The organism is Kribbella sindirgiensis (genome assembly GCF_004331435.1).
Classification (GTDB): domain Bacteria; phylum Actinomycetota; class Actinomycetes; order Propionibacteriales; family Kribbellaceae; genus Kribbella; species Kribbella sindirgiensis.
Genome location: NZ_SJKA01000001.1, coordinates 394,004 through 419,599, shown reverse-complemented (window position 1 = coordinate 419,599; position 25,596 = coordinate 394,004). Strand labels below are relative to the sequence as shown.

Annotated in this window: 29 protein-coding genes; 13 read left to right on the top strand and 16 right to left on the bottom strand. The window is 68.2% G+C overall.

Annotated features, from left to right (window positions below; genetic code table 11):
- Positions 1 to 19 precede the first annotated feature (19 nt).
- The 3 genes from E0H50_RS02065 to E0H50_RS02055 are packed head-to-tail and all read left to right on the top strand — an operon-like array spanning position 20 to position 2,691.
- Positions 20 to 862 carry an amidohydrolase family protein gene (locus E0H50_RS02065; protein WP_131284123.1) on the top strand — a complete coding sequence of 281 codons (843 nt, stop codon included), beginning with the start codon at positions 20 to 22 and terminating at the stop codon, positions 860 to 862.
- Between the two features lie 58 nt (positions 863 to 920).
- A complete protein-coding gene (locus E0H50_RS02060) occupies positions 921 to 1,907 on the top strand; it encodes a phosphotransferase family protein (protein ID WP_131284121.1) in 987 nt (328 codons plus the stop codon).
- 52 nt (positions 1,908 to 1,959) lie between these two features.
- Positions 1,960 to 2,691: a Type 1 glutamine amidotransferase-like domain-containing protein gene (locus tag E0H50_RS02055; RefSeq protein WP_131284119.1), complete on the top strand. Its 732-nt coding sequence runs from the start codon at positions 1,960 to 1,962 to the stop codon at positions 2,689 to 2,691.
- Here the strand turns inward: E0H50_RS02055 and E0H50_RS02050 are convergent.
- The 5 genes from E0H50_RS02050 to E0H50_RS02030 form a co-directional block, all read right to left on the bottom strand.
- Positions 2,688 to 3,758: a DNA polymerase IV gene (locus E0H50_RS02050; protein ID WP_131284118.1), complete on the bottom strand. Its 1,071-nt coding sequence runs from the start codon at positions 3,756 to 3,758 to the stop codon at positions 2,688 to 2,690. The genes E0H50_RS02055 and E0H50_RS02050 overlap by 4 nt on opposite strands.
- An 18-nt stretch (positions 3,759 to 3,776) precedes the next feature.
- Entirely contained in the window at positions 3,777 to 4,598 is an 822-nt protein-coding gene (locus E0H50_RS02045) for an ABC transporter permease (protein WP_131284116.1), read from the bottom strand.
- Entirely contained in the window at positions 4,595 to 5,407 is an 813-nt protein-coding gene (locus E0H50_RS02040) for an ABC transporter permease (protein ID WP_131284114.1), read from the bottom strand. Before E0H50_RS02040 ends, E0H50_RS02045 begins: the two co-directional genes overlap by 4 nt.
- Complete coding sequence (locus E0H50_RS02035) at positions 5,404 to 6,405, bottom strand: ABC transporter ATP-binding protein (RefSeq protein ID WP_131284112.1); 1,002 nt, start codon at positions 6,403 to 6,405, stop codon at positions 5,404 to 5,406. Before E0H50_RS02035 ends, E0H50_RS02040 begins: the two co-directional genes overlap by 4 nt.
- 264 nt (positions 6,406 to 6,669) lie before the next feature.
- The gene (locus E0H50_RS02030) at positions 6,670 to 7,134 is read right to left on the bottom strand and encodes a GNAT family N-acetyltransferase (RefSeq protein WP_238150713.1); all 465 of its coding nucleotides are present in this window, start codon (positions 7,132 to 7,134) and stop codon (positions 6,670 to 6,672) included.
- 263 nt (positions 7,135 to 7,397) lie between these two features.
- On the opposite strand from E0H50_RS02030, the gene E0H50_RS02025 reads away from it, so the two are divergent.
- Positions 7,398 to 7,808 (top strand): PaaI family thioesterase, encoded by a 411-nt coding sequence (locus E0H50_RS02025; protein WP_238150712.1) that lies wholly within the window; start codon positions 7,398 to 7,400, stop codon positions 7,806 to 7,808.
- Here E0H50_RS02025 and E0H50_RS02020 read toward each other — a convergent pair.
- Both E0H50_RS02020 and E0H50_RS02015 read right to left on the bottom strand, forming a co-directional pair.
- Positions 7,805 to 8,140 carry a TFIIB-type zinc ribbon-containing protein gene (locus tag E0H50_RS02020; RefSeq protein ID WP_131284108.1) on the bottom strand — a complete coding sequence of 112 codons (336 nt, stop codon included), beginning with the start codon at positions 8,138 to 8,140 and terminating at the stop codon, positions 7,805 to 7,807. The two genes, E0H50_RS02025 and E0H50_RS02020, sit on opposite strands and share 4 nt — an antisense overlap.
- Before the next feature lie 129 nt (positions 8,141 to 8,269).
- Positions 8,270 to 10,171, bottom strand: a complete 1,902-nt coding sequence (locus tag E0H50_RS02015) for a penicillin-binding transpeptidase domain-containing protein (RefSeq protein WP_131284106.1) — start codon at positions 10,169 to 10,171, stop codon at positions 8,270 to 8,272.
- 222 nt (positions 10,172 to 10,393) lie between these two features.
- On the opposite strand from E0H50_RS02015, the gene E0H50_RS02010 reads away from it, so the two are divergent.
- From E0H50_RS02010 to E0H50_RS02000, 3 genes are all read left to right on the top strand, one after another.
- The gene (locus E0H50_RS02010; RefSeq protein ID WP_131284104.1) at positions 10,394 to 10,729 is read left to right on the top strand and encodes an L-rhamnose mutarotase; all 336 of its coding nucleotides are present in this window, start codon (positions 10,394 to 10,396) and stop codon (positions 10,727 to 10,729) included.
- 69 nt (positions 10,730 to 10,798) lie between these two features.
- Positions 10,799 to 11,350 carry a hypothetical protein gene (locus tag E0H50_RS02005; protein WP_202867977.1) on the top strand — a complete coding sequence of 184 codons (552 nt, stop codon included), beginning with the start codon at positions 10,799 to 10,801 and terminating at the stop codon, positions 11,348 to 11,350.
- Positions 11,347 to 12,837: an FAD-dependent monooxygenase gene (locus tag E0H50_RS02000; protein ID WP_202867976.1), complete on the top strand. Its 1,491-nt coding sequence runs from the start codon at positions 11,347 to 11,349 to the stop codon at positions 12,835 to 12,837. Before E0H50_RS02005 ends, E0H50_RS02000 begins: the two co-directional genes overlap by 4 nt.
- A 126-nt stretch (positions 12,838 to 12,963) precedes the next feature.
- Here E0H50_RS02000 and E0H50_RS01995 read toward each other — a convergent pair whose 3' ends face one another.
- The 3 genes from E0H50_RS01995 to E0H50_RS01985 all read right to left on the bottom strand — a co-directional run bounded on the left by E0H50_RS01995 (position 12,964) and on the right by E0H50_RS01985 (position 15,690).
- On the bottom strand, positions 12,964 to 13,665 hold the full coding sequence (locus tag E0H50_RS01995; RefSeq protein ID WP_202867975.1) for a pirin family protein: 702 nt from the start codon (positions 13,663 to 13,665) through the stop codon (positions 12,964 to 12,966).
- 4 nt (positions 13,666 to 13,669) lie between these two features.
- Positions 13,670 to 14,185, bottom strand: a complete 516-nt coding sequence (locus tag E0H50_RS01990; RefSeq protein WP_131284098.1) for a DinB family protein — start codon at positions 14,183 to 14,185, stop codon at positions 13,670 to 13,672.
- A gap of 101 nt (positions 14,186 to 14,286) precedes the next feature.
- Positions 14,287 to 15,690 carry a S1C family serine protease gene (locus E0H50_RS01985; RefSeq protein ID WP_131284096.1) on the bottom strand — a complete coding sequence of 468 codons (1,404 nt, stop codon included), beginning with the start codon at positions 15,688 to 15,690 and terminating at the stop codon, positions 14,287 to 14,289.
- Between the two features lie 566 nt (positions 15,691 to 16,256).
- On the opposite strand from E0H50_RS01985, the gene E0H50_RS01980 reads away from it, so the two are divergent.
- The gene (locus E0H50_RS01980; RefSeq protein WP_131284094.1) at positions 16,257 to 16,583 is read left to right on the top strand and encodes a MerR family transcriptional regulator; all 327 of its coding nucleotides are present in this window, start codon (positions 16,257 to 16,259) and stop codon (positions 16,581 to 16,583) included.
- Positions 16,584 to 16,617: 34 nt separating this feature from the next.
- On the opposite strand, the gene E0H50_RS01975 is transcribed toward E0H50_RS01980, so the two are convergent.
- Together E0H50_RS01975 and E0H50_RS01970 are read right to left on the bottom strand one after the other, a co-directional pair.
- Positions 16,618 to 18,216 (bottom strand): sensor histidine kinase, encoded by a 1,599-nt coding sequence (locus E0H50_RS01975; protein WP_238150711.1) that lies wholly within the window; start codon positions 18,214 to 18,216, stop codon positions 16,618 to 16,620.
- Positions 18,213 to 18,905, bottom strand: coding sequence for a response regulator transcription factor (locus E0H50_RS01970; RefSeq protein WP_131284092.1), 693 nt, complete (start codon positions 18,903 to 18,905; stop codon positions 18,213 to 18,215). Before E0H50_RS01970 ends, E0H50_RS01975 begins: the two co-directional genes overlap by 4 nt.
- A 120-nt stretch (positions 18,906 to 19,025) precedes the next feature.
- Between E0H50_RS01970 and E0H50_RS01965 the strand changes: the two genes are divergently transcribed.
- Positions 19,026 to 20,039, top strand: coding sequence for an acetamidase/formamidase family protein (locus tag E0H50_RS01965; RefSeq protein WP_131284090.1), 1,014 nt, complete (start codon positions 19,026 to 19,028; stop codon positions 20,037 to 20,039).
- 14 nt (positions 20,040 to 20,053) lie between these two features.
- Here E0H50_RS01965 and E0H50_RS01960 read toward each other — a convergent pair whose 3' ends face one another.
- Positions 20,054 to 20,956 carry a DMT family transporter gene (locus tag E0H50_RS01960; protein ID WP_131284088.1) on the bottom strand — a complete coding sequence of 301 codons (903 nt, stop codon included), beginning with the start codon at positions 20,954 to 20,956 and terminating at the stop codon, positions 20,054 to 20,056.
- Positions 20,957 to 21,019: 63 nt separating this feature from the next.
- Between E0H50_RS01960 and E0H50_RS01955 the strand changes: the two genes are divergently transcribed.
- Together E0H50_RS01955 and E0H50_RS01950 are read left to right on the top strand one after the other, a co-directional pair.
- Positions 21,020 to 21,487 (top strand): Lrp/AsnC family transcriptional regulator, encoded by a 468-nt coding sequence (locus E0H50_RS01955; protein WP_202867974.1) that lies wholly within the window; start codon positions 21,020 to 21,022, stop codon positions 21,485 to 21,487.
- Positions 21,488 to 21,561: 74 nt separating this feature from the next.
- A complete protein-coding gene (locus tag E0H50_RS01950) occupies positions 21,562 to 22,773 on the top strand; it encodes a pyrophosphate--fructose-6-phosphate 1-phosphotransferase (RefSeq protein WP_131284086.1) in 1,212 nt (403 codons plus the stop codon).
- Here the strand turns inward: E0H50_RS01950 and E0H50_RS01945 are convergent.
- A complete protein-coding gene (locus tag E0H50_RS01945) occupies positions 22,764 to 22,886 on the bottom strand; it encodes an arsenate reductase/protein-tyrosine-phosphatase family protein (protein WP_238150710.1) in 123 nt (40 codons plus the stop codon). The two genes, E0H50_RS01950 and E0H50_RS01945, sit on opposite strands and share 10 nt — an antisense overlap.
- A 175-nt stretch (positions 22,887 to 23,061) precedes the next feature.
- On the opposite strand from E0H50_RS01945, the gene E0H50_RS01940 reads away from it, so the two are divergent.
- Positions 23,062 to 23,676, top strand: coding sequence for a hypothetical protein (locus E0H50_RS01940; RefSeq protein ID WP_131284082.1), 615 nt, complete (start codon positions 23,062 to 23,064; stop codon positions 23,674 to 23,676).
- Complete coding sequence (locus E0H50_RS01935; protein WP_131284079.1) at positions 23,673 to 24,722, top strand: helix-turn-helix domain-containing protein; 1,050 nt, start codon at positions 23,673 to 23,675, stop codon at positions 24,720 to 24,722. Before E0H50_RS01940 ends, E0H50_RS01935 begins: the two co-directional genes overlap by 4 nt.
- 24 nt (positions 24,723 to 24,746) lie before the next feature.
- On the opposite strand, the gene E0H50_RS01930 is transcribed toward E0H50_RS01935, so the two are convergent.
- Together E0H50_RS01930 and E0H50_RS01925 are read right to left on the bottom strand one after the other, a co-directional pair.
- Entirely contained in the window at positions 24,747 to 25,157 is a 411-nt protein-coding gene (locus E0H50_RS01930; protein WP_202867973.1) for a low molecular weight protein-tyrosine-phosphatase, read from the bottom strand.
- Positions 25,157 to 25,543, bottom strand: a complete 387-nt coding sequence (locus E0H50_RS01925; RefSeq protein ID WP_131284077.1) for a phage holin family protein — start codon at positions 25,541 to 25,543, stop codon at positions 25,157 to 25,159. Before E0H50_RS01925 ends, E0H50_RS01930 begins: the two co-directional genes overlap by 1 nt.
- Between the last annotated feature and the right edge of the window lie 53 nt (positions 25,544 to 25,596).

The following is a 25,596-nucleotide window of genomic DNA, read 5'->3' as shown; positions in this document are numbered from 1 at the left end:
GTGAAGGGACCACACCCGCATGACAAGAGTCGACGCGCATCACCACGTCTGGGATCTCACCGTCCGCGAGCAGACGTGGATGGCGGGACCGGAGATGGATCCGATCCGGCGCAACTTCTCGATCGCAGACCTGGCGCCGCTCGCCGCAGCTGCCGACGTCAGTGAGACCGTACTCGTGCAAACAGTCGGTCTGGTTGCGGAAACAGCCGAGTTCCTGGAGATTGCCGCTGGCAACGACCTGGTGGCGGGCGTGGTCGGCTGGGTCGACCTGACCGCTCCCGACGTCGCTGACACGCTGGCATCGCTCCAGGCGCGTCCGGACGGCTCGTACTTGAAGGCGATCCGCCATCAGGTGCACGACGAGCCCGATGTCGACTGGCTGGTGCGTCCCGACGTACAACGTGGTCTGGCCGCGGTCGCGGACGCCGGACTCGCGTACGACCTTCTCACGAAGACACCGCACCTGCCAGCCGCGATCCAGACCGTCCGCAACCTCCCGCAGCTCACGTTCGTCGTCGACCACATCTCCAAACCGGTCGTCGGCGAGCCGCTGGACCTGTGGGCCACCCAACTCCGCGAGCTGGCCGCCCTCCCCAACGTCACCTGCAAACTCTCCGGCATGGTCACCGAGGCAGACTGGGCCACCTGGACCGCCAAAGACCTCCAGCCGTACGCCGACACCGTCCTGGAAGCCTTCGGCCCGGACCGGGTGATGTTCGGCTCCGACTGGCCGGTCTGCCTCCTCGCCGCCTCCTACGCCGACGTCGTCACCACCGCGGAAACCCTCACCTCCACCCTGTCCCCCTCCGACCAAGAGTCCGTCTTCACCACCACAGCCACCCGCACCTACCACCTGACCTAGAGTCCTGCCCATGAACGAAGAGCTCGTCGGTGCGGTCCAGTCAGCGATCGGCGGATAGGTGGAGCTCCGGGCGATCGAGCGCGAGCCGGAGGCGTTCCAGCGCGGCCTGAACGCGGCGCAGATCGAGGTGATCTGCCGACAGGCGTTCGGCTCCGGCGTCGTGGTGGTGCAGGCCGTCGAGCTGGGACTCGGGGGGTACAACAGCGTCTACCGGGTGGAGTTGGGTGGGTCGGATGCCCCGGTGATTCTGCGGGCGGCGCCGCAGGAGCAGGTGCAGTTCGGGTCCGAGTTGCACTTGATGCGGAACGAGTATGCGAGCGTTCCGTGGCTCGCGGTGATTGCGCCTTTGATGCCACAGGTGCTGGCGGTGGACTGGTCGCACGACGTCGTCGACCGGGACTGGATGATTCAGACCTACCTACCCGGTGTCCCCGCTCCGGAGCACCTCGGCCGGTACCCGCGGTCCGGCCGTACGACGTTCTTCCGCCAACTCGGCGCGATCACCCGGACCGTGCACGACGTACGCGGACCGCACTTCGGTCGCGTTTCCGGTCCGGCGTACGCGTCCTGGAGTGAGGCGGTCATCGCATCGTTCACGCAGATCGCCGACGACCTGGAGCAAGCGGGCCTGGACGACGCCGACGTACGGAAAGCCGCCGACCTGGCCGCACAAGGGCACGCGACGCTGGACGAAATCGACGAACCGCAGCTGCTGACGGGCGACCTCTGGACGGTCAACTGCCTCCTCGACGCCGAGGCTCCCGAGCCCCTGATCTCCGGAGTACTCGACTTCGACCGCACCGAGTTCGGCGACCCAGCCGCCGACTGGACGATCCGCATGGCCCAGTCGAAGGACGACGAACGAGAGTCCTTCTGGGAGTCGTACGGCGCCCTGAACCAAACACCCGCCGCCCGCTGGAGATCCAGGATCTACGAGGCCCGCCACCTGGCCGCAATCCGCCTCGAACGCCACCGCCTGGCCAAATCCGAACTCGTTCATGAAAGCTACGCCGCCCTGGCAAAGGTTCTCGCCCAACTCGGCTAGCCTTCGGTCGACGAGGTTGTCGGATTGGGGCAGGGCTGTTCGTGGTGGTGACATGAGACTTCTTCTGACTTCCGCTGGTATCACGAACCCGAGCATCGAAGACGCGCTGGTGGATCTGCTGGGCAAACCGATCGCCGAGTCCAACGCGCTCTTCATCCCGACCGCCATCTACCCCTTCCCCGGCGGGGCCGGGGCGGCATGGCGGGCGATCTCGGGCCAGGGGCGGTCGCGGTTGGCTGAACTGGGCTGGAAATCGCTGGGGATCCTGGAGCTGTCGGTGCTGCCGAGCATCGAGGAGGCCGCCTGGGTGCCAACGGTCAGGGAGGCCGACGCACTGCTGGTAGGCGGCGGCGACCCGCTGTTTCTCGCGAACTGGATGCGGCAGTCCGGCGTGGCCGGCCTGCTGCCGAAGCTGCGCTCCGAGGCGGTGTACGTCGGCGTGAGCGCGGGAGCGATCGCGGCTACGTCCACGTTTGTCGAGACGTACACCGAACCACCTCGCGCGGCCGACGGACCGCTGAAGTCGGAGGAGACGGTCTTCGCCACACCCGAGGGCGACGTCAGGAGAACCCTGGTCACGGGACAGGGGGCGGGACTCGTCGACTTCGCGGTGATCCCGCACTTCGAGAACCCGCAGCACCCCGATGCCTCGCCGGCCAACGCGGAGATCTGGGCATCCCGGATCCCGGCGCCGACGTACGCGATCGACGACGACACCGCGATCAAGGTGACCGACGGCAAGGTCGACGTCATCTCCGAGGGCCGCTGGCAGCTGTTCTCCTAGCCGGGCACGAACTCGACACGGACGCCCAGCAACCGAATGGGCCGGCGGACCTCGAACTTTTCCAGGAGCGCGAGAGCCGTGGTTGCGATCACCTCTGGATCCTGGGTGGGCTCGGGCAGTTTGCGGCTCTTGATCGGGGTGAAGAAGGTGATGAACCGGACCTTCACCCAGACGCGTTGGACGGTGCGGCCGTCGGCGACCACTTCCTCGGTGACCTCGATCGCGATGCGCCGGAGTTCGCGCTCGATGTCGGCGCGTTCGACGAGGTCCTCGGGGAACGTCTCCTCGTGGCTGCGCGAGACGGGTTCGCGCGGTACGTCGGTGACCTCCTTGTCGCCGAGCCCGCGGCCGAGGGCGGCGTACCAAGTGCCCATCTTCGGACCGAACCGCTTCTTCAGGACCTCGACATCGGCCGCGGCGAGGTCGGCGACCGTCAGCACGCCTAGCTCGTTGAGGTTGCGTTCCATCCGGGAGCCGATGCCCCACAGGTCGCGGACGGGGCGGTGGTCCATCACCTCCCGCCAGTTGGCCACGGTGAGGCGGTAGATCCCGGTGGCGGGGCCGGCGCCCTCGAAAGGCGCGGCGTGCGAGCGTTCCTGCTTGGCGAAGTTGGTGGCCAGTTTGGCGCGGGTCTTGTTGTCGCCGATGCCGACCGCGCAGGTCAGCGAGGTGCGAGACTCGACGGCGGCCCGGAGCTCCGCGGCCAACGCCTCGGGGTCGTCGGTCTCGGCGCCGACCATGCACTCGTCCCAGCCCCAGACCTCGACCACGACCGGGAACGACCGCAGCGTGTCCATCACCTCGGCCGACGCCGCGTCGTACGCAGTCGGATCCGACGGAAGGAAAACGGCGTCCGGGCATTTCTTGTACGCCGCCCGCACCGGCATCCCGGAATGTACGCCGAACGCCCGCGCCTCGTACGACGCCGTGGCGACCACCTGCCGTGGCTGGGTCGGGTCGCCGGACCCGCCCACCACGACAGGCAGCCCGCGGAGCTCAGGCCGCCGCCGGATCTCGACGGCCGCGATGAACTGATCCATGTCCACGTGCAGGAGCCACCAGCTCATAGCTCACAGGTAACCACATCAGCTGGACGCGCTGGAGTACGTCAGCAGCCCGCGCCGCCACAGCAACCGCACCAGGCCCTGAGCCACGACCGCGAGCCCGAGCCCCACGGCCACCGTCCCCCAGCCGAGATCGCCAGTCAGCGCCCGTACCGGGAACGTCGTCGCGAACGCCACCGGGAACGCGAACGTCAGGAACGTCCGCACCGCGGCCGGGAAGAACACCAGCGGGTACCGCCCGGCCTCCATCAGGTTCAGGAACACGAACCCGATCGGGTTCACCGACTGCAGCCAGAAGGCCAGGAACGACATCGCCGACCACACCGCGGTGAGCAGCACCAACCCGGTGCCGACGAGTACGACGGCCTGCGCGACCTGCCCCGGACCGAAGCCGATACCGGCCTGCACGAGCCCGATCACCAGGACCACGATGCCGCTGGCGACGTTCGTGAGCTCCGCGACGTTGATCCAGCGCAGCGTCAGGTAGAACTGGCTCGACACCGGCCGCAGCAGGACGCTGTCCAGCTCACCCTCGGTCAGGTACGTCGTCATCCGGTTCAGGTTCGGCGCGATGAACGTCGCCATCAGACCGGTGACGATCTGGAACACGCCGACCAGCGCGATCACCTCGGCCCGCGACCACCCGTGCACCTCGGCCGTGAACCCGAACAGCAGCAACGTCGGCACGATCCCCAGCCCGAGCTGCACGAGCCCGACGAGCAGCGTGGTCAGGAAATGCGCACGGAAATGAGTTTCCCGCACCACGGCCTGCGCGAAGAACCGCCGCCACAACCGCAGATGCCGCCACTGCTTGTGCCACCAGGTCCGATCCAACGTGCTCATGCGCCCACCGCCGAGTACGCGCGGATCCCCGCGGACCAGACCAGCCGGGCGATCGCCGCGAACACCACGACGTACCCGAGCTGGATCCCCAGCCCCACCAGCAGTTCGCGCCCGGTCAGCTGACCGGCGACGATCTCGACCGGGAACGACACCGTGTAGCGGAACGGCTGATGGTCGACGAATCCTCGCGACCACGACGGCATCAGCGCCAGCGGTACGACGGCACCGGACAGGACGCTCGCGATGATCACGCGCGCCTGGACGAGCGCGCTGACGTCGTCCATCCAGAACGCCAGCGACGCGATCAGGATGTCGATCGTGAACACCAGCATCGCCCCGAGCAGGATGCTGAGCGCGAACAGCACCCAGCGTCCCGGGCCGGCCGGGATGTTCATCGAATCCCGGAAGATCCACCACACGATGCCGATCATCGGCACCAGCGCGAACAGCTTCAGGAACTTCTCCGACAGGTTGTTCGCGACGAAGCCGGTCAGCAGCGACGCCGGCCGGATCATCCAGCTCGACAGCTTCCCCATCCGGATGTCCTGGGCGAGGAACCCGGCCATCCACGACGACGTCGCCATCGTGACGAACCCGAGCAGCACGAAGTACGTCGTCACGTACCGCTCGTCGACCGGCAACTGGGCACCGCTCGCCAGCGCCGTCCGCCAGATCAGCAGCGAGATGATCGGCATGGTGATGTTCGCCAGCATGAAGATGATCCAGGCGCCGCGGTACACGGACTGCTGCGCGATGTCGGCCGCCGTCATCCGCCGTACGACGCGAAGGTTCCGGGTGACGGTGCTCATGCGTCCCCCAGCGTGCTGCGGCGCAGGAACAGGTCGCGCATGATGTCCTCGATGTCGGCGTCCGCGACGTCGAGGTCGACCAGCGGGCCGAGCCGGGTCAGCTGCTCCATCACGGCACCGGCGCGTTCCCGATCCGCTTCGAGCGTGACCGTCGGCCCGGAGACCTCGACCCCGGTGACCCCGGTGACCCCGTCCAGGTGACCGACTTCCACAGGTGCCGCGTACGTCGCACGCACCAGCTTGCGAGGTTGCGCCGTACGGACCAGGTCGTCGAGACCGCCGTCGAACTGCAGCCGGCCGTGGTCGATGATCATCACCCGCGAGCAGAGCGCCTCGATGTCGTCCATGTCGTGGCTGGTGATCAGGATCGTGGTCCCGCGGAGCCGGTTGACGTCGGCGAGGAACGAGCGGACCCGGGCCTTCGCGACCACGTCGAGACCGATCGTCGGCTCGTCCAGGAACAGGATCTCCGGGCCGTGGACCAGCGCGGCCATCAGTTCGAGCTTCATCCGTTCACCGAGCGAGGTTTTGCGGACCTGCACGTTCAGCAGGTGCTCGACCTCGAGCAACTCGGCGAGTTCGGCGACGTTCCGGTCGAACGCCGCGGTGGACAGGCCGTACATGTCCTTGTGCAGCAGGAGACTCTCCATCGCCGGGACGTCCCACCACAGCATGGTCTTCTGGCCCATGACGAGCGCGATCCGGCGCAGGTAGTCGTGCTTGCGGTCCGACGGCGTGTGGTCGAGCACCTGCAGTTCCCCGGAGGTGGTGTAGAGCAGGCCGGACAGCATCTTCAGCGTGGTCGTCTTGCCGGCGCCGTTCGGGCCGAGCAGCCCGACGACCTCGCCGCGGCCGATGGAGAAGGTGACCCGGTCGACGGCGAGCCGGGTCTCGTACTTGCGTCGCACCAGGCTCTTCAGCGCGCCGCCGAGCCCGGCGCGTTGCTGGTGGAACGTGTAGGTCTTGGTCAGATCATGGGCCGAAATGACAGGTGTCATCGGGAATGCACCGCTTTCGAGAGAACGTCAGGACCGGGCAGCGTCACCGCGCAAAACGCGCAGAGCGCAGGCCGCTCACGTCACGTGAGATCGGCCAGGCGGACACTGAGGTCCGTCCCGGCTACGCGGTCCGGTCCGACCGCGGGGGTTGGATTCAACCCTTATCTCGACGGCGTGTCGACATCGCTCCCTGTGGGTCCTTCCGACGTGCGGCTGCCACCAACCACGGTATGCCGCCCCGGAAAGCGCCGTCCAGTCGGTTTCTCAGAGGTCCTTGCGCATCTGCTGCGAGATCACCGCGTAGCCGAGTGAGTCGTACAGGCCGATCGCGGTGGTGTTGTCCCCGAAGACGTTCAGCTCCAGCTGTTTGTAGCCGAGTCGACGGCATTCTTCCTCGCCGGCCAGCATGATCGCCCGCCCGTACCCCTTGCCGCGCTGGCCGCTGTCCACCTCGATGCCGTAGATGAACGGCACGTTCGACTTGGTGCTGATCCACAGACTTCCGACCGGCTTGTCCTCCGCGACCGCGATCCAGATCAGTTGCTGATCGGTGGCTGGTCCCTCGGGCAGGTGCTTCTCGGTCTCCTCGTACGCGACTGCGAGCGCCTCGTCCGGGGTCAGCCCGCGGGCCGGTCCGACGGCCGCAGCGAACGACGCAGCCGTACGCTCCATCCAGCTCGGGTACTCGGCGTCGGTGATCGGGCGCAGGAGCACTGGCGGCGTGGTCACGAGGCTGACGATATCCCTTCGCCGTTCGGTGAGCGGAAAGGGCGGCCATGTCAAGGATTGCGCTCTGCGCCGGGTCGCCTGTCGCGTCATGTGGTGGGTAGACGTCCGAGATGCCGGGTTGGCGACCCAAATACCGGGCGCAGACCCAGCATCTCGGACGCCTACCCACCAAAGGCTTGGCTGCTTCCGGTTGGCGGGCAACCCTCGGTCCGCGGGCAACGGCTCGCCTGCACGCACCTGCGAGCACCAGATATCGTGCGCAGGTGGCGGATCTGACGTTGGAGATGGCGCAGAAGTTGCTGGCCGCGCAGCCGTTCAGTGTGCTGGTCGGGGCGCGGGTGGTTGCGTTCGGGGGCGGTGGGGCGACGTTGGAGGTCGACATCCGGCCGGACCTTCAGCAGCAGAACGGGTTTCTGCACGGCGGCCTGCTGAGTTACGCGGCCGACAACGCGCTCACCTTCGCCGGCGGTACGGCGCTGGGCCCCGAGGTGCTGACCGGTGGCTTCACGATCAGCTATCTCCGCCCGGCCCGGGGCATGGTGCTCCGGGCCGAGGCGAAGGTTGCCTACTCGAGCAGGCGGCAGGCGACCTGCACGTGCGAACTCACGACGCTCGACAACGCCGGTACGTCGACCCTGTGCGCGATCGCCCAGGGCACGATCATCGCCCGTTAGTCGAAGAGGTCTTCGAGGAAGGACTTCTTTTTCTTCTTGTGCGGGTACTGGTTCCCGTACCGGCGGTCGTCGTCGTAGCGCCGGTCGTTGTCGTACCGGCGGTCGTCGTCGTACCGCTTCTTCTCCTCGTAGCGCTTCTCCTCGTACCGCGGCTGCTGTGCCTGCTGCGACTGCTGCGGCGCGTTGAACCGCGCCTCGGCGTCGACGAGCCGCTCCAGCTCACCCCGGTCGAGGAAGATCCCGCGGCAGTCACCGCACTGGTCGACGGTGATCCCGCTGCGCTCGTACGTCCGCATCGCGCCGTGACACTTAGGGCAAACCAAGCTCTCCATCCAGCAACCCTAAGTGACGATTTCCCCGTCACGGCGCGCTTTCAGCGAACTCTCAGGAACTTCCTACCGACAACCGGCAGGCGGACAGTACGACGCCCCGCCGACAATCTGCCGACGGGGCGATTCGGGTTACTTGAAGCTGCTGAGGAAGCTCTTCAGGAGGGGGCCGGCGGTGTGTGAGCCGGACTCGCCGCCCTCGACGATGACTGCGAACGCCACGTCGCCGCGGTAGCCGGCCATCCAGGCGTTGGTGGTCACCTTGCCCTTCACCACGACCTCGGCGGTACCGGTCTTCGCGGCGACTGCCCCGTTCCCGGCGAGCACGCTGGCGGTACCGCCGGTGACCGTGGTCCGCATGAACGTCCGCAGCGCCGCAACAGTTGCCGCGGGCAACGGGGAGGCGGCCGCGCCGGCGGCGTCCTTGCCCGGTACGAGCACCGGTTTCATCGCCGTACCGTGGTCGACCGTGGCCGCGACCAGCGCGATCGCCAGCGGGCTCGCGGTGACCGTACCCTGACCGATCATCGACGCGGCCTCCTCGACGTCGTCCTTAGGCGCCGGGACCTGGCCGCCGTACGCCGAGATCGACAGGTTCAGGTCCCGCCCGATGCCGAACATCGCCGCGGCCTTCGTCATCCCGTCCTTCGGCAGCCGCGCGTGCTGCGAGATGAACGCGGTGTTGCAGGACTTGTTGAACGCCGTCTGCATCGTGCCGTTGCCGTACGCCGCGAGCGCGTCGTAGTTCTTGAACGTCTTGCCGAACACGTTGATCGTGTCCGTGCACGGCAACGGCGTCGCAGCGGTCTCACCGCTGCCGAGCAGCGCCGCCGAGGTGACGATCTTGAACGTCGAACCCGGCGCGTACCGGCCCTGGAAGGCCCGGTTGTAGCTGGCCACCTGCGGCCCGTTGGCCGCGGCGAGGATCTGACCGGTCGACGCCTGGACGGCGACCAGCGACGCCGGCAGCTTGCTCGTCGCCAGTGCGGCCTCGGCGGCCTTCTGCATGTTCGTGTCCAGCGTGGTCTTCACCGGCTTGCCGGCGGTGCCCTTCTGGCTGAACACGGTCTTGATCGTCAGCTTGGTCTTGCCGTCCCGCAGCGCGACCGTGCCGCCCGGCGTACCGGCGAGCTGCTGCTGGAACGCGTACTGCAGGCCGGTCGTGCCGACCTGGTCCTGCGCCGAAGCGGTCGGACCGGCGTTCTTCAGGGTCTCGTCGGTCGCGGTCTTCATGGTGCCGAGGAGCGACCGGGCGAACGTCGCGGTCGGCGGCAGCGACTGCGTACCGCCCATGGTCAGCACGCCCGGGAGCTTGCTCATGGTCGGCCGGAGCGCCTCCCACTCCTCGGCGCGGATCGTGATCGCGTCCACGAACTGCCCGGCCGGTGCGGCCTTCGCCCGCGCGGCGAGCTTCGCGCCGTCGACGTCGAGGTACTTCGTGAACGCGGCGTACGTCGCTGCCGTCGCCTTGGTGCCCGCGGCGACGCCGACGATCACCACCGGCCGGTTCGCGGTCAGGGCGACGCCGTTGCGGTCCAGGATCGAGGCCCGGGCCGGCAGCGCGCGCACGCGCTTGAGGTAGTTGTTCTCGCCGAGACCGGGGTAGATCGTGTCGCCGGAGGCCTTCACCTTCCAGGCGTCGCCGGTCTTGGCCGCGGTCGCCGTACTGGTCCACTTCATCGCGCCGATGCCGCGCAGCTGTGCCTCGACGGCCAGGTCCTGCGTGCAGCTGCCGTCGGTGCACTTCGGCTCGCCTTGCGGGGTGACCGTCACGGTGCTCGCGACCAGCGCGCTGTCGACGTCGTCGAGCCGCTTGGCGAACACCGTCGGGTTGTCGGTGAGCGCTCCGGCCGCGTCGGGCTTCCCGTTCGGCGCCCAGGCCTTCACCCAGGCGTCGGCGAACTGCTTGATGACCGCGCCGGACGCCTGCTGCTCGTCGCTGCCGGACTTACCGCCGCCGCCGGACTTGCTGTCCGAACAACCAGCGGTGATCAGCAGACTACTCAGGCAGACGATCGCAGTGGTTCGCTTCACAATCCCAACTCTCGCACGACGACGGATGGACACCGGGGGACGGTCTTCGGCGTGTGGCTCCCTCGGAAACCTACTCAACCGACGCAAGTACGACGCGTGCACCCGCTCAGGAGTTGGCAGCAGATGATCGGTGAATCGGGACCGAGATGTTGCGCGAATCGACGGACCCGGATTCTGGAACCGCGTTCCAGAGTCGCGGCTGCCAGCGTATTCTGCTCCTTTGTGACCCGCCTTGCTCTGCACAGCCGCCTGATTCCCGGGACCGAAGAGGCCTACGAGACCGAGCACGCCCGCGTCTGGCCGGAGCTGATCACCGTGATGCGCACCGCCGGGATCAGCGACTGGTCGATCTGGCGCAGCGGCCGCGACCTCTTCCACCTGGTGGTGACCGACGACTTCGAGGCCGCGGTCGCGTACCTGCGCAACGACCCGATCGACCAGCGCTGGCAGCAGCACATGAGCCAGTTCGTCGAGGGTTTCGCCGAGAACCCGGAGGGCGTGGCCGGCCAGTCGCTGCGCCACGTCTGGACGATGAGCGAGCAGACCGACAGGACCTAGCCCGAACGGCCCCGAGGTTCGGGCCTTTCTGCCGTTTCCGGCCGTCGACCGCCGGGTGACGGTGGTGTCGTGGACCACTTGCGATGGAGCGCAGCGCTGCCGCGGCTGGCCGTCTGCGCCGGGCGTACCGCCGTACAGTTGGTGCGGCGCCGGATCCGGTTCCCGCGCGGTCACGTCGGGCAGCGGGTCCGGTTCGCGGACGGGTCGACCTCGTGGGTCTACCGCGAGACCGTGCTCGAGGGGCCGGCGCCACTTGAGCCGTGTGTGCTGATCGTCCAGTTCCGGCTCCGGCGCGTCCGTGGGCTGGGGCATCGGGCGTTCCGCGCCGAGAGCTGGCTGAACACCCCGCTGTTCGCAGGTTTCCCGGGGTTCGTGTCCAAGCTCTGGTTCGCTGCCGACGAGTCCGGCGTGTACCGCGGCCTGTACGACTGGGACGGTCCGGACCGGGCCGACGCGTACGTCCGCGCGCTGTGGTGGCCGCTCGCCCTCGTCTCCGAGCTCGACTCGATCCAGTTCCGCGTGTTGCCGGGTCTGCGCCGCGATGACGTGATTGCCGACCCGGCCTGCTCCGGCGGCCCGGCAGAGCCCAGCCAGTGGTGGCGACCGACGGAGTCCTGGTGACACGCGTCCTGGTTGTGGGCGCAGGGCCGACAGGCCTCGCTCTTGCGTTGCAGGCCCATGCGTCGGGTGCCTCCGTCCGGGTCGTCGACCAGCGCCCCGAGCCGGCCCGGCCGTCGCGGGCGATGATGCTGCACGCTCGATCGCTCGAGGTACTCCGTCCGCTCGGCGTCGTCGACTCGCTGCTGATGTACGCCGACACCGCGCCGACCGTCCGGCTCCACCTGCGTGGGCGTGTCCTCCCGGTGACGATCGCGGAGCTCGCGGTGCCGGACACGCCGTACCCGCATCTGACCTTGCTGCCGCAGGCTCAGGTCGAGCGGGTCCTCGCGGCGACGCTGGAGAGTCGCGATGTCAGGATCGAGCGAGGTGTCGAGCTCACGGATCTGACGGCGGCCAGGAGCGGCGTACGAGCACGTTTTCGGGCTGCGGAGCCGGCGAGTTTCGACTACCTCGTCGGCTGTGACGGTGCGGACAGCGTCGTTCGCCAGGCGGTCGGCATCGGGACGACCGGCGGCGCGTACGACCGGGAGGTCGTGCAGGGCGATCTGGAACTGGACGGCGAGCTCGGTACGGACACCGCGCATGTGTCGACCACTCGCGCCGGGCTGATCTTCCTGTTCCCGCACGGCGACCAGGCGACTTGGCGGCTGCTCGCAACCCGGGCGGTCGGCGGCGGGCCGATGACGTCGCGCGACGGGCAGCAACTGCTGGACGCGGCGCGTTTGAAGGCCCGGGTCAGCCGGCTCGCCTGGTCGGAGGTCGTGCCGATGCGTTACCAGCTGGCCGATCGCTACCGGCACGATCGGGTGTTCCTGGCCGGCGATGCGGCGCATGTCCATTCACCGGCCGGAGGTCAGGGGATGAACACCGGTCTCCAGGATGCGATCAACCTCGGCTGGAAGCTGGCGCGGGCGGCGTACGCAACCGATCCGCAGACGCTGCTCGACTCCTACGAGCTGGAGCGTCGGCCCGTCGCGCGTGTCACGACCGCCTGGACGAACCTGGTCTTCTGGGCGGAATCCGGTCTGGATCCGGTGGCGTCGCTCATCCGCACCGTGCTGCTGCCGGTCGGCGCACCGTTGGTACTGCCCACAGTATTGCGCCGGCGGCAGCTGCCGGCCGCGGGTTTCCGCATCCTTGCGCAGCTCCGTGTCGCGTATCCGAGCAGTCGGTTGTCGATCGACGACGGCCGGCCGGAGTCGCTGCCGATTCGTGTCGGTGACCGGCTGCCGGACCTGCCGGTCACCGTCGCGCGCGGCGACACCCGGCTCCAGACCCTCACCGCGCAGCCGGGCACCCATCTGCTGTTGCTGCGCGACGCGCCGACGGTCGAGACGGCCGACGAGTCGATCCACGTGCACCGGCTGCTGGACCGCAACGGCCACGGCCTGCTCGCCGTACGCCCGGACGGGTACGTCGGTCTCCGGACCACGCAGGCATCATCCCCGCAAGTACCGCACTGGCTCCACCTGACAGGCGCCATCTGACCCGCCCCCGCCGCACGCCCCCGCACCGCTCTTTGTGCACCGGATCCGTACGGCGGCCCCGGAAAACGCGGACGTGGCGCACAAGGTCGGGTTTTCAGGTGCGTGCGACGGGCTGGTCGGTGATGGTCAGTCGCGCATTTCCCAGAGGAGGATCTCGGCTGCGGTGGGGCCGGCGGTGATGCGTTCGCCGTCCGAGCCGGTCAGCCGTACGGCGTCCGCGGTCCCGAGATCGCCCGCGCTTTCGAGGTTCGCCGTACCCGACGTGACGAAGACATGCAGGTACGGCGCAGCGGGCAGCTCGATCGACTGGCCGGGAGCGAGCCGGGCCACCGACAGACCGGCGGCCGGCTGATTGAGGTGGATCGCGCTGTCGGCGGCGTGCTTGGCGAGGCCGGACGCCACCGGAATCAGTTCCCCGGTCGTCAGGTCGAGCTCAGCCTGCTCGTACGACGGTGGCAGGTCGAAACGGTCCGGCCGAACCCACATCTGCACGTAGTGCACAGGTTCGTCGCCGTCGTTCCACTCGGAGTGCTGGATCCCGGTGCCCGCACTCATTCGCTGGGCGAGTCCCGGGTGGACGCTCCCACTGTTCCCCTGCGAGTCACGATGAGCCAGTGCGCCCCGCAGTACCCAGGTGACGATCTCCAGGTCCTGGTGCGGATGCGTACCGAACCCGGTGCCGGGGGCAACCGTCTCGTCGTTGTGCGCGAGCAGGAACCCGAACCCGACGTTCGCCGGATCGTAATGCGGCCCGAACGAGAACGAGTGCCGCGAGTCCAGCCACTCGCTCGCGGTCCGGAAGCGGTCGTCCGCCCGATGGATCTCCACAAGTCTAGTAATACCCCTTGTGGCCGTCGAGCAGTTCGCGGATCGCGTCGAGGTGGCCGACGTGGCGTGCGGTCTCCTCGATCATGTGGAGGAGCATCCAGCGCAGTGTGGCCTGGGCCGCCTTGAAGTCCGGGTGCTTGCCGACGTCGTCGAGTGAGTGGGTCGCGACGATCCCGTTCGACTGCGTGCACTGCGCCTCGAACTCGTCCAGCAGCTGTGCCAGCGGTACGCCGGTGACCATCATGTCGGCGTCCTCGGGCTCCTCCTGGAACTGCGGGTTGCCCTCGTACGACTCGCCCAGGAACAGCACGTTGAACCAGCAGTGCTCGGTCCACCGCATGTGCGACACCAGCCCGGCCGGTGTCATCAGCGGCGAGTCCGGGAGCGCCACCCGGTACGCGTCGGCCTCGGCCAGTCCTTCCAGCTTCCACCGCACCAGCGCGCGCTGCTGGTCCAGCCAGCCCACTACCTGCGTTCGCTCATCGGCAACAAAAGGCGGTCTCTCCCGCGAAAATGTCATGGCGGGACGGTAGCCAATGCCCCCGATCGTCGCAGCGCATTAAAAACGGACTGCGCCGCTCGGTGGGCGGCGCAGTCCGGTCTACTGGTTGAGACGTCCGGTCAGCCGGTCGGGTTCCCGTTGTCGGAGCCGAGAGTGGCCTTGATGGACTGGGGCTTGCCGTTGCGGGTGACAGTGAGCGTCACCTGATCGCCCGGGCGGTGCGAACGGACCGCGGCGACCAACGCGTCCCCTGACGCGATCGCCTTACCGTCCACAGCGGTGACCACGTCACCTGACTGCAGACCGGCCTTGTCCGCCGCACCGCCGGACGTAACCTCGCCGAGGCGTGCTCCGTTCGTGAGCCCGTCGGAGGACTGCGCGTCGCCGACCGTCACTCCGAGCCGCGCATGCGTGGCCTTGCCCTTGGCCACCAGCTCGTCGATGATCGGCTTGGCCTGGTCGATCGGGATCGCGAACCCCAGGCCGATGTTCCCGCCTTCGGATTGTCCCGATCCGCCGGCGGTTTTGATCGCGCTGTTGATACCGACCACCTGGCCGGCGAGGTCGATGAGGGCGCCGCCGGAGTTCCCCGGATTGATCGCGGCGTCCGTCTGGATTGCTGGGAAGACCGTCGTACTGTCCTGCTCCTCGTCGCCCGACGTCACCGGGCGGTTCAGCGCCGAGACGATGCCGCTGGTCACGGTCGCCTCCAGGCCGAACGGCGAGCCGATCGCCACCACGCCCTGCCCTACCGCGAGCTTCCCGCTCTGGCCGAGGGTGGCCGGCGTCAGGTCGGTCGCGTTCGCCTGGATGACCGCCAGGTCGGTGAGCGGGTCGGTGCCCTTGACGGTGGCCGTCACGGTCCGCCCGTCGTTCAGGATCACGGTGAGCTCGGCACCCTGCCCGGCGCCGGACACGACGTGGTTGTTCGTGACGATCAGTCCGTCCTTGCTGATCACGATGCCGGACCCGGTCGCCTGCCCCTGCTGGGTCGCGACCGCGATCTTCACCACGCTCGGCAGGACCTTCGCGGCGGCGCTCTGCACCGAGCCGTCCGGCGCCGACGCGGGCGCCGCCTGGTTGCCGGTCAGCGGGGCGGTCACCGAGGGAGAGTTGGAGGTGTGGTCCGTGGTCGCCGAGTAGACGGCCGCGCCGCCGACACCGCCTGCGGTGCCGACCAGCAGCGCGGTCAGCGCCACCACGGCGAGTCCGGCCCGGCGCTTCGGCTTCACCGCGGTCGCGGTGGCCGGCTGCGGTCCGATGGGCCAGTTCGGGCCCGGAGACGTCCCCTGATGCGTCCCCGGCGCCCCGAACTGCGGATAAGCACTCCCACCTGCGGGGTACTGTCCCGGCCGCTGCCCTTGCGGCCCCGAGTCCAGCCGCGGCAGCCCACCAAGCGGCGCGTGCTGTTGCTGCTGATGCTGCCCGTACATCGGCAGCTGCTGCGTCCGCTCCGGCCCCTGCGGTCCCTGTGCGTTCTGGCCGGGCTGGTTCTGCGGCTGCTGCGGCTGGTTCTCGGTCATGGCAAGTACTTTGTCGGCCAGACCTGAGAAGGCCCTGAAGATCCCCTCGGAGTGACCGAAGAACTCCATGAAGATCCTCTGAAGAGGGATCCGGCGATACTAAAGTCTTAACTCGCCGCTAACAAAAACCTGCGTTGGCGAAGGTAGACATTCGCAGATCTGCTGGCTAGAGTCTCTGTTGTTGCCAAGAGAGAACAAAGAAGCCGACGCGGGTGGCGATCGACCGCCCAGGCAGTATCAGCAGTACCAGTAGTAACGCGGTACCAGCAGTAACGAAGTAAGAAGTCGGAACACTGAAGAAGAGGAGTGGATTACATCATCAGGATCGCCCGCTCTGGCTGTCTTTCGCCGGGCGGGTACCGCAGTCCCATCGTGATTGGAAGGTGGTTCTCGGTTACGCATTGTGCGATCCCAGCGGAGTCCGGCCTTCAAGGCGGACCGCGGAAGTAGAGGCCGGCCCGAGGGTCGGTAGATGGTGACAATCCAAACCCAGGGCCCCGGTGCTTCGGCACCGGGGCCCTCGACACGGAGGTGCGATGACCCCAGGCCGGCCAGTGGAGCAGACGATGTCAGATGACCCTGAAACACCCGCAACGAACTTGGACGACGAGGACTTCCCCGCCTACACGATGGGACGGGCCGCCGAGTTGCTCGGCGCCACGCCAGGATTTCTGCGCAGTCTGGACGAGGCGAAACTGATCACCCCCCAGCGCTCCGAGGGCGGACACCGCCGCTATTCCCGCTACCAGCTCCGCCTGGCCGGCCGCGCTCGCGAACTGGTAGACAACGGGACGTCGCTGGAAGCCGCCTGCCGGATCATCATCCTGGAGGACCAACTGGCCGAAGCGCTGCGGATCAACGCCGAGCTCAGCGCAGCTGACGAGGAAGGCTGATCAAGGGGCCCGGTGTCCCGGGACCACGGCCGGTTTACCGAGTCTGGGTCGCGGCGTGCGGCAGCCACAGGGTGAACTGCGCGCCCGCGCCCGGCACGTTGCGGGCGTAGATCATGCCGCCGTGCTGCTCTGCCGCGTGCTTCACGATCGCGAGGCCGAGGCCCGATCCAGGACGGCTGCGGGCCTCGCTGGAGCGGTAGAACCGGTCGAAGACGTGGGGCAGGTCGGCCTCGGCGATGCCCGGCCCGGAGTCGGTCACAGTCAGTACGCCGTCCAGCAGCCGGACTGTCACGTGTCCGACGGGCTGTCCGTCGCTGCGCTTCTCCGTACCTTCCGGAACGCTGTACTTCGCCGCGTTGTCGAGCAGGTTCGTGACCGCGCGTCCGAGCAGTCGCTCGTCACCCCAGACCGGGAACGGCGTGAGCTGCACGTGCCAGTCCAGCCCGGGCGCGCGTCGCCGTACCTTGATGACGGCGTCCTCGACGACGTTGGACAGCTCGATCAGCTCCGCGTTCCGCACCTGCGGGGTGTCGCGGGCCAGTTCGGTCAGGTCGCCGATCAGCTGCGTCAGCTCATCCATCTGGGCGCGTACGTCGTCCAGCAGTTGCTGCCTGTCCTCGGGCCGGAGACCGCCGCGCTTGTCCGCCTGAGCGAGCAGGTCCAGGTTCGTGCGGACGCTGGTGAGCGGCGTCCGGAGCTCGTGGCCCGCGTCGCCGACGAGCCGGCGCTGCCGGTCGCGGGACTGCGCGAGCGCGCCGAGCATCGCGTTGAACGCCATCGCCAGCCGCGAGATCTCGTCGGTCCCGGCCACCGGAATCGGCTTCAGGTCCTCGGTCCGCGCGACGTGCTCCGCGGCTCCGGTCAGTCGCGCCAACGGCCGCAGACCGGACCGTGCGACCGCGTTGCCCGCGAGCGCCGCACCAATCACGCCGATCAGCCCGAACGCCCACAGCACGATCCCCAGGTTGTGCAGGGTCTGGTCGATCGGCCCCAGCGACTGCGCCACGACCAGCGCGCCGGGCTGGTACAGACCGTCGTCGTAGTTGCACGGCTCGCGCACCGGGCAGAACCGGGCGGGTACGGCGACCACGCGGAAATGCGATCCGCCGTTGCGTACGCCGACGGTTCGCAGGCTGGCCTGGTCGCCCTGGTTCTGGGCGATCTGGAGCTCGTCGTCGCCCATCGGCGGCAGCGGACTGTTGATCGGTGCGTACTTGTCACCGGTCGCGCTCAGCACGCCGACGCGGATGTCGCTGAGGCCGAACGCGTCCGCGGAGGCCTTCTGCAGGTTGTCGAGGTTGGTCAGGACGCCCTTCTGCGCGGCCTGCCCGGCCCGCTGGATCAGGCTGTCGTCCAGGTTCTGGTACATCTGCTGGCGCACGGTGACGTAGGCCGCGACGCTGACGATCGCCACCGCGAGGCCGACCGCGACCGCGGCGAGCAGCGTCACGCGGGCATGCAGCGTGAGCTTGTGGAGCGTCTCGTTCCACCAGGTCTGGGTCCGGGCAGCGGTCGCCGCGACACGATTGCCGTTGCTGCTGGCAACGGGCCGCGCGGACGGTGCCGGCTGCTGCTGCGGTTGCTGCGGTCGATCGGCGTACGAGGGGAACTGCTCAGGGTGTTGCTCACTCACGGCGGGGTGTCCCTCAGTACGTACCCGATGCCGCGGACGGTGTGGATCAGGCGCGGCAGACCGTTGACCTCGGTCTTACGGCGCAGATAGCCCACGTACACCTCGAGCGAGTTCGCGGTGGTGGGGAAGTCGTAGCCCCAGACAGCGTCCAGGATGACCGCGCGCTCGAGCACCCGGCGCGGGTTGCGGATCAGCAGCTCGAGCAGCGAGAACTCGGTCCGGGTGAGCTGGATCGCCACGTCGCCGCGGTGCACCTCGTGCGCGTCGACGTCGACCACGAGGTCGGCGTACTGCAGCACCTCGCCGCGCTGGCCGCCCTCGCCCGGGGTGGTGCTGCGGCGCAGCAGCGCACGCAGCCGGGCCAGCAGCTCCTCCAGCGCGAAGGGCTTGGTGAGGTAGTCGTCGCCGCCGGCGTCCAGGCCGTCCACCCGGTCTGCGACCGCGTCCCGCGCGGTGAGCACCAGGATCGGCACATTGTTGCCCGCGGCCCGCAAGGCCTTGGTGGTCTCCAGCCCGTCCAGCCGCGGCATCATCACGTCCATCACCACGACGTCCGGCTCGACGTTTCCGATCACCGCGAGCGCCTCGGCGCCGTCGGACGCGGTCACCACCTCGAAGTCGTTGAACTCCAGCGAACGGCGCAGCGAGTCCCGGACCGCCCGGTCGTCGTCCACCACCAGTACCCGCATCGTCTTGCCCCGCTCCGCTCGAAGTTCCGCTCAGCCGAGAGTAGGTCGCTTCTGTGAGAATCGCCTGAGAACCCGCTGATCGCTCGCACAACACCTCCAGGACACCTTAGGTTGCCAGACGTGGACGTTCTGGAATTCACCCCCGAGCCCGCCGACTTCGCCTGGACCTTCGGGGGTGTCGCGCCGGTCCGCCGGGTCAAGCCGGGCACCGCGCTCCGCCTGTGGACCGAGGACGCGTTCGCCGGGAGCCTGCGCAGTACGACGGACCTCGCGAGCGCCTCGCTGACGATGCCGTTCGTCAACCCGCAGACCGGGCCGTTCTACGTCGAGGGCGCCGAGCCGGGTGACACGCTGGTGCTGCACTTCGTCGAGCTGACCCCGGCCCGGAGCTGGGGCGCGTCGGCGACGATCCCGTTCTTCGGCGGGCTGACCAGCACCGACCGGACCGCGACGCTGCAGGACCCGCTGCCGGAGCGGACCTGGATCTACGAGGTGGACAGCGCTCGCCGGACGGTCGGGTTCCAGGCACAGGGGAGTGAGCTGGAGGTGGCGCTGCCGCTCGAGCCGATGCTCGGTACCGTCGGCGTCGCGCCCGCGGGTGGTGAGGTCCGCTCGGCGTTGGTGCCGGACACGTTCGGCGGCAACATGGACACGCCGGAGATGCGGGCCGGGACCACCTGCTACCTGAACGTCAACGTCGAGGGCGCACTGTTCTCGGTCGGCGACGGCCACTACCGGCAGGGTGAGGGCGAGTCCTGCGGCACCGCGGTCGAGGGCGCGATGAACGTCGTACTGATCGTGGAGCTGCTCAAGACGCCGGGACCGGTCTGGCCGCGGCTGGAGAGCGACGAGTACCTGTCCGTGATCGGGTCGAGCCGGCCGCTCGAGGACGCGTGGCGGGCCGGTCAGGTGGACATGGTGCGCTGGCTCGGTGACCTGTACGGGCTGGACAAGCTGGACGCGTACCAGCTGCTCAGCCAGGTCAGCGAGGTCCCACTGGCGAACGTGGTCGACGCCAACTACAGCGTGGTCACCAAGATCCCCAAGCGCCTACTCCCGCCGGTCACGGCGTACGACGGCATTCACCAGCACCTCGCCGAACAGCGGCCCGACCTCCTCGGCGAACCGCTGTAAACGAACGCCGAACTTCATGTGATTCTCCTGGAGATAGCGACGCCGGCCAGGCACAGCGCACCGCCGGCCAGCGCCACCACGGTCGGAGCCTCACCGAGCAGCAGCCAGCCCAGCACGATCGCGACCACCGGCACGGCGTACACGGTGACTCCCATCCGGCCGGCACTCGTACGCCGGAGCGCAAAGGCCCAGGTGGTGAAGCCGAGCGCGGTCGGGAACGCCGCCAGGTAGACCATCCACCAGATGGTGCCTACGTCGGCCGAGCGGACCTCTTCGAGCAGTCTGGGCGCGAACGGCAGGCAGACGACCGCTCCGATCGTGCAGGCGAGCCAGGTGACCTCAGCAGCAGGCAGACGGCTCAGGAGCGGCTTCTGCGTGACCACGCCGACGGCGTACGAGATCGCGGCGACGACACAGAGCACGACACCCCACGTCTCGGCGCGGCCGCTCGAAGTCGACGTACCGATCACGACGATGCCGGCGAACGCGACCAGGCCGCCGATCACCAGTTGCCGTGGAAAGCCCTCACCGAGACCGACTCCGGCGAGGACGGCGATCAGCAGCGGGGCGATGTGGACGAGCATGGCCGCCGTCCCGGCGTCGAGCCGTCGCTCGGCCTCGTTGAGCGCCAGGTTGTAGACGCCGAACCAGAGCACGCCACATGCGATCAGCGGCAGCCAGTCGCGCTGCGCGGGCCAACGACGTACGGTCGCGGCCGGTCGGGGACGAGCGAAGAGGAGGGCGCCGAGGAAGATGCTGCCCAGTCCGAGCCGGGCCAGCGACAGGGCGCCGGCGGAGATCTCGGTGCCGACGTGGCGGATGGCGACGAACGACGACGCCCACAGGACGACCGTGACGGCGGCGGCGCCCGCAGCGAGCCGGCCGGCCCGCGGCGGAGCTTCGGTAAGGGTTGTCACGCTCACTAGAGTAGGAACGAAGTATGCGAGGATCTATGACGGATCGGAGCCTAGGAGGCGGTTGTGCTTACCGAAACGAGAAGTCAGATCCTGGATGACCTCAATACCCGGATCCTGACCGAGCTCACGGCCGACCCTCGGCTACGGACCACCGAGCTCGCGCGACGGCTGGGGGTGTCGACGCCGACGGTGCGCGAGCGGGTCGCGCGGCTGGAGGAGTCCGGGGTGATTCGCGGGTACCGCGTCGACATCGACCCGGCCGCGCTCGGCCGTCCGGTCGCCGCCTGGGTGCGGCTGCGCCCCGGCCCCAACCAGATCCCGAAGATCATCGAGCTGGCCGGCCGGACGCCGGAGGTCGTCGAGTGCCACCGGATCTCCGGGGAGGACTGCTTCCTGATGCGCGTCCAGGTCGCCGAGATCGCCGCGCTGGAGGACGTGCTGGACAAGTTCCTGGTGCACGGTCAGACCACCAGCTCGTTCGTCGTCTCCACGCCGGTGCCGCCCCGCAGCGTGCCGCTGTCCGCAGGATGAACCCCAACCACCGCTGAGAGTGGTCTGCATCACTAGTCTGGTGGCGATTTCGTCTCCGGGAAGGACCCTGGCTCATGGCTGCCGACAAGTCTGTCCGCCGAGTTGCCCTGCTCACCGCCGGCGGGCTCGCGCCCTGCCTGTCGTCCGCCGTCGGCGGGCTGATCGAGCGCTACACCGACGTGGCGCCCGACGTGGAGATCATCGCCTACCTGAACGGGTACCACGGCCTGCTCAGCGGCCGGTTCCTGACCGTGACGCCGGAGGTCCGGGAGAAGGCGCCGGTGCTGCACAAGTTCGGCGGCAGCCCGATCGGCAACAGCCGGGTGAAGCTGACCAACACCGCCGACCTGGTCAAGCGCGGCCTGATCCAGGACGGGCAGAACGCCCTCCAGGTCGCGGCCGAGCGGCTCGTCGCGGACGGTGTCGACGTACTGCACACCATCGGCGGGGACGACACCAACACCACGGCCGCCGACCTCGCGGCGTACCTGCAGGAGCACGACTACGACCTGACCGTGGTCGGCCTGCCGAAGACGATCGACAACGACGTGGTCCCGATCCGGCAGAGCCTGGGCGCCTGGACCGCGGCCGAGCAGGGCGCGCTGTTCGCCCGCAACATCATCGCCGAGCACACCTCGAACCCGCGGATGCTGATCGTCCACGAGGTGATGGGCCGGAACTGCGGCTGGCTGACCGCGGCCACGGCTCAGGCCTACCAGCAGTGGGTCGACGAGCAGGAGTGGAACCCGGGGATCGGTCTGGACAAGGCCGGCTGGTCGGTGCACGCCGTGTACGTGCCGGAGGCAACGATCGACCTGGACGCCGAGGCGGAGCGGCTGCGGAAGGTGATGGACGAGGAGGACTGCGTCAACATCTTCCTGTCCGAGGGGGCCGGCGTGCCGTCGATCGTGGCGGAGATGGAGGCCCGTGGCGAGGAGGTCGGCCGGGACCCGTTCGGGCACGTCAAGCTGGACACCATCAACCCGGGCGCGTGGTTCGCGAAGCAGTTCGCGGAGCGGATCGGTGCGGAGAAGACCATGGTGCAGAAGAGCGGGTACTTCAGCCGCTCGGCCGCGGCCAACGACCGTGACCTCGCGCTGATCAAGGAGTGCACCGACTACGCGGTCGACGCGGCGCTGCGCGGTGAGTCCGGCGTCGTCGGCCACGACGAGGAGCGCGGCGACGAACTGCGCGCCATCGAGTTCCCGCGGATCGCCGGCGGCAAGGAGTTCGACCCGACCGCCGACTGGTTCGTGAGCCTGAAGTCGGAGATCGGTCAGGCCTGATCACGGAGGCGGTCGGCCCATTGGTCGGCCGCCTTCTCGATCTGCGCGAGGACCTCGTCGAAGCCGTCGTCCTCGCCGTAGTACGGATCCGGTACGTCGTCGCGCGCGAACAACTGCGCCTCGGTACCGCTCAGCTCCGCGAGATGCCCGAGTCCATCGCGAGGCCCAGATGCCGTTCGCAGGACCGGGGGCCCGCCGATCTGTTCCAGATGGTTCTGTCGGTGGATTGGTCATCCTCGGCGCGTCAGGTGTAACTCACTCCCCGAGGCGAGTGGTATGTTCTCCGGTATGATTGACCCGCGAAATACACAGTCGGTGGTTGACGCCCTCGGCCAGTCACCGCTCGACGCCATCGGCGCCGCGGTGCGTGACACGCGAACCGATCTGAAGACCTACCGGACCACACTCCCCGCCATGGCGGCCCGACATAGCCAGCGTGGCATCCTCAACTGGGTTCACGACCAATTCTTCGCGCACGTCCGCGCTCAATTCGAGGCGAACGTGAAGAGCACCAAAGTTCTCGACCGTGAGCCCACTCGCGACATCTTCGTTGGGCAGAACTTCCGATTCCGGTTCAAGAAGCACGCCAGCGACGACATGGTTTCCTCCTACCCAACCGATGGGTTCCTTGCCTTCGCGTTGCAGGACCCACCGCAGTTGATCCAGGAGATCCGCCTCATCGGCGGCTACCGGTGGGATCCCGAGATCCGCGAGATTGGCACCGCAGTTCTGTCCGCCCGGGACGGCAAGAAAAGTGTCCTGTGGGTCGTGGAACTCGCGGAAACTGCCGCAGGCGACAGTGATGTCGTGCATTTCCAGCCTCAGACCCCCGACACCAGTCTTCCTGCGCTGCCGCAGATCGTCGAGTCCGTCGAGATCGAGAAGGATGCCGGGTCACAATGAGCAGCCTTGGCGAGGTCATCGTCACCGCCCGCGTCGCTGCTGGAATGACTCAAGCCGACCTGGCGAACACCGTAGGCGTCACCCAGGCCGCGCTGTCTCGCTACGAGAACGACCTCCGCGAGCCCGACACCGACATCATCAACCGGATTGCTGACGCCCTTGGCGTCACCGTCCGGTTCCTGGAGCGAGCAAGCCGACCGACAGCAGCACTGGCTGTCGACGCCCATATGCGCCGCCGTGCTACTGCCAAACCCACCGTCTGGCGGCAACTCGAGGCACAACTCAACATGCTGCGCATGCATTCGGACCTACTCCGAGAAGAAGTCGCGCTCGCGGCGAGTCTCACCATGCCAGGGTTCGACCCGTTCACCGTCGACCCAGCTGACGCCGCGAGGATGACTCGGGCTCAGTGGAGGATGCCATCTGGGCCGGCCCGGACGATCGTGCGATGGATTGAAGCGGCAGGCAGTGTCGTTCTGGTGACCGACCTCGGCAACCAGCGCATCGATGGGCTGTCCCAATGGACCGCAGACCATCCGGTGATCGTCGTCAACTCGGCTAATCCGACCGATCGTATCCGCTGGACCCTAGCCCACGAGGTCGGGCACTTGGTCCTGCATCGCGAAGATGCCACCGACGACATGGAGCGCGAGGCTGACACTTTCGCGGCCGAGTTCCTCATGCCTGAGGTCCTCATCCGGACTGAACTGACCAACCTGACTCTTGGCAAGGCGGTCGACCTGAAACGCGAGTGGGGCGTGTCCGTCGCCGCCCTGATCCAACGCGCCCATCAGTTGGGCGTGCTCTCCGACGCGCGCCGTACCAGCCTCTTCAAGCAACTGTCCGCCAGGGGTTGGCGCATCCGCGAGCCAGCCAGCGACGAGATCGCGCGTGAGAAGACTGAACTCCTCGATCACATCAACGCTCATCTCCGCAGTCGCGGTCTCGACGACACTGAGGTGGCCGAACTTGCCGGCTACCGGTCGCCCGATAAGAACCGACTCATGCCCGCGCGTAGTCGACCGCTCCGCACCGTATCCGGCTGACCTCATCGTTAGCTCCCTGCACCCTCACCGGTGTAGGCGGTCGACCCATTGGTCGGCCGCCTTCTCGATCTGTGCGAGGACCTCGTCGAAGCCGTCGTCCTCGCCGTAGTACGGATCCGGTACGTCGTCGCGCGCGAACAACTGCGCCTCGGTACCGCTCAGCTCCGCGAGATGTCCCGAGTCCATCGCGAGGACGAGATCCCGGTCCCAGGTCCGCTGGAACCGGCGGGCCCGATGCGCGCTGCCGTCGTACCCGCGGCGCCGGAGCGCGGCCGCCGCACGCGGGTCCATCCGGTCGCCGACATGCCAGCCGCCGGTGCCCGAGCTGGTCACCTCGACGCCTGCGAGCCCGGCCTCGGCGAGCTTGGCGCGCAGCACCACCTCGCCCATCGGCGACCGGCAGATGTTCCCCGTGCAGACGATCTCGACGTGCACTAGTGAACTTCGGCCTTCTCCGGCAGGACCGCGTTGAGGATCATGCCGACGACGCTGATGATCAGTGCGCCGAAGAGCGCGGCCCAGAAGCCGTCGACGTGGAACTGGACATCCAGCTTGCCGGTGATCCAGGACGTCAGCCACAGCATCACCGCGTTGATCACGAAGGTCAGCAGCCCCAGGGTCAGGATCAGCAGCGGGAAGGACAGCACCTTCACCACGGGCTTCACGATCGCGTTCACGACGCCGAAGATCGCGGCCACGATCAGCAGCGTCAGCACCCGCTTGCCGGTGGTCGCGCCCTGCAGGGTGATTCCGGAGACGAGCCAGCTCGCCGCCGCCAGCGCGACCGCGTTGACCAGCAACCTGATGATCAAGTTCTTCATGCCGTCGATCCTCCCACCCGCCGGGTAACGCCACTCTCAGTACGCGCCCTGAT

Excerpts from the sequence above, each read along its gene's own strand:
- E0H50_RS01925 (WP_131284077.1), bottom strand. The coding sequence starts at position 25,543 with ATGAAGAACTTGATCATCAGGTTGCTGGTCAACGCGGTCGCGCTGGCG.
- E0H50_RS02050 (WP_131284118.1), bottom strand. The coding sequence starts at position 3,758 with ATGAGCTGGTGGCTCCTGCACGTGGACATGGATCAGTTCATCGCGGCC.
- E0H50_RS02020 (WP_131284108.1), bottom strand. The coding sequence starts at position 8,140 with ATGGAGAGCTTGGTTTGCCCTAAGTGTCACGGCGCGATGCGGACGTAC.
- E0H50_RS01990 (WP_131284098.1), bottom strand. The coding sequence starts at position 14,185 with ATGACATTTTCGCGGGAGAGACCGCCTTTTGTTGCCGATGAGCGAACG.
- E0H50_RS02045 (WP_131284116.1), bottom strand. The coding sequence starts at position 4,598 with ATGAGCACGTTGGATCGGACCTGGTGGCACAAGCAGTGGCGGCATCTG.
- E0H50_RS01935 (WP_131284079.1), top strand. The coding sequence starts at position 23,673 with ATGAGCAGCCTTGGCGAGGTCATCGTCACCGCCCGCGTCGCTGCTGGA.
- E0H50_RS01985 (WP_131284096.1), bottom strand. The coding sequence starts at position 15,690 with ATGACCGAGAACCAGCCGCAGCAGCCGCAGAACCAGCCCGGCCAGAAC.
- E0H50_RS02040 (WP_131284114.1), bottom strand. The coding sequence starts at position 5,407 with ATGAGCACCGTCACCCGGAACCTTCGCGTCGTACGGCGGATGACGGCG.
- E0H50_RS02065 (WP_131284123.1), top strand. The coding sequence starts at position 20 with ATGACAAGAGTCGACGCGCATCACCACGTCTGGGATCTCACCGTCCGC.
- E0H50_RS01970 (WP_131284092.1), bottom strand. The coding sequence starts at position 18,905 with ATGCGGGTACTGGTGGTGGACGACGACCGGGCGGTCCGGGACTCGCTG.
- E0H50_RS02035 (WP_131284112.1), bottom strand. The coding sequence starts at position 6,405 with ATGACACCTGTCATTTCGGCCCATGATCTGACCAAGACCTACACGTTC.
- E0H50_RS01940 (WP_131284082.1), top strand. The coding sequence starts at position 23,062 with ATGATTGACCCGCGAAATACACAGTCGGTGGTTGACGCCCTCGGCCAG.
- E0H50_RS02055 (WP_131284119.1), top strand. The coding sequence starts at position 1,960 with ATGAGACTTCTTCTGACTTCCGCTGGTATCACGAACCCGAGCATCGAA.
- E0H50_RS01950 (WP_131284086.1), top strand. The coding sequence starts at position 21,562 with ATGGCTGCCGACAAGTCTGTCCGCCGAGTTGCCCTGCTCACCGCCGGC.
- E0H50_RS01980 (WP_131284094.1), top strand. The coding sequence starts at position 16,257 with ATGTCAGATGACCCTGAAACACCCGCAACGAACTTGGACGACGAGGAC.